We start from the raw sequence: 1,880 nt of genomic DNA on the forward strand, positions 1-1,880 counted from the left end.
GTTGAAATTATATATAACCACAAAAAAATGATGATTAAATAACTATAAAATATATTTAAAATATGTATCAAATCGCTACATATAATCATTAAAAAATGATTATTAAATATAATTAAAAAATATTAAGATATATAGATAATTTATACATTTAATCATAAAAAAATAATGATTAAGTATATTAAATTATATTTTAAAAAATGTTAAATTGCTACATATAATATAAGTGTGTTATAATCAAATCACGAGTTAATCGTCTAATACTAAAAATAGGCGAAAGAAAAGACACTAGAAAAATATATTCTAGTGTCTTTTTGTATTCATTATTCTATTTCTTTGATCTATTTCACAATATTTATAATTTAGCCACTTAGTTCTATAATTTTAAAAATTTTTCATCACTTATTTCTTTTTCTATTAAATAAGTTTAATAAAGATAAAATACAGATAAAAAAGTTTAGTATAAAGTTTAACCAATATAAATAGAATCCGAAATTTCCACCATAAATCAATGTAATAGATGTATTATGTTCATCAGCATAGATTGATAATTGATAGAATAATATAGATGATATTAATAAAATTGAAATACTTAATAGAAGAATACATAAAATTGAAAATTTATATTTTATTTGCATAGGCTAATACTCCTTTTTTAATAGGGAAATTAATTTGAATTTTCTAATAGAAAGTTAGTTAGATTTTCTTTTAAGTTATCAGTACTTTCATGTTTAAATGTGTGATAAGAACCATCTTTCTTTATGTTAATTAAAGTTGGAATTTCTGAAATGTTATACTTCTTCAATATATTATTAAATTTTTCGTGATTTCTCCATACATCAGTATCAAATTTATAAATAATTAATTGATTGTATTCAAGTAAGAGTGATCCTAATAGACCATTAAAATTTAAACAATTGGAACATGTATCTCTTCCAAAGTAAACAAATCCTGTTAAATTATCTTCAAGTAGAGTATCAATATTATCAATTTTTTTTGAAAAATTATCATACGAAACGTCATTAGCTATATTAGTATGTGTTTTTAAAGGATTAATATTAATACATATATTGTAAATTGATAGAGGTATAATTATAGCTAAAATAGCTATAATTATATATTTTTTTAACTTCATTACATATCTTTCCTTTTTGAAAAAAAGACAATTAAAATAGAATTAATTGTCTTTTTTATAAAATTTTTATGGATTACATCCACTAGCAACTACTTGAAGATAATTAGAAGCTGTTCTATGTGGTTCAATATTCCAGTATTCTTTTGTTTTTGCAAAGCTATAGTGACAATCAAATTGCCATTTCATCACTTGTGTATTCTTCCATCTTGAATCTGAACCAAATCCTTTTGTAGGACTAGAAATAACACTCCATGCCGTATCTTTTGTTGATGAGTTATTACGTACACTAGATTTAGGTATCATACTTAGAGATACTACCCCATCTCTCGTAATCCATGCTCCATAGTCTAAATAAAGAGAAATAGAGTAGGATCTAACCCCAGGTAAAGTAGGTAAATAATTTATAGTATAGTCATAGTCACCTACTTTTGTTCCATCATCTAGTACAACATTTTTTATAAATTCTTCATCGTATGAATTATATAAAATGTTTACTTCGATTTTTTCTTTTTCAGTATCAATATTACTAAATTCTTCTGAATAAGCTTTAGCAACAGGATTACTGAATAAAAAAGATCCCATTAATAAAGGTAATAACAACCTTTTTTTCATAATCATCCCACCTTTCAATAAGAATATAACATTTTTTTACAGAAAATACAATATAATGTAAAAAAAACCGAAAAGATAATAAATAAGTGAGATTAAATAACGTACAGTATAATTAATGAGTAAATTTAAAGTACAC

At 22.6% G+C, this 1,880-nt stretch carries 2 protein-coding genes; both read right to left on the bottom strand.

What is annotated here, in order from left to right:
- Positions 1-664: 664 nt before the first annotated feature.
- Complete coding sequence (locus NEH74_RS13555; RefSeq protein WP_262941478.1) at positions 665-1,132, bottom strand: thioredoxin family protein; 468 nt, start codon at positions 1,130-1,132, stop codon at positions 665-667.
- 66 nt (positions 1,133-1,198) lie between these two features.
- Entirely contained in the window at positions 1,199-1,744 is a 546-nt protein-coding gene (locus NEH74_RS13560) for a DUF2599 domain-containing protein (RefSeq protein ID WP_262941480.1), read from the bottom strand.
- Between the last annotated feature and the right edge of the window lie 136 nt (positions 1,745-1,880).

This window comes from Turicibacter sp. GALT-G1 (assembly GCF_025594995.1).
Taxonomy (GTDB): domain Bacteria; phylum Bacillota_I; class Bacilli_A; order MOL361; family Turicibacteraceae; genus Turicibacter; species Turicibacter bilis.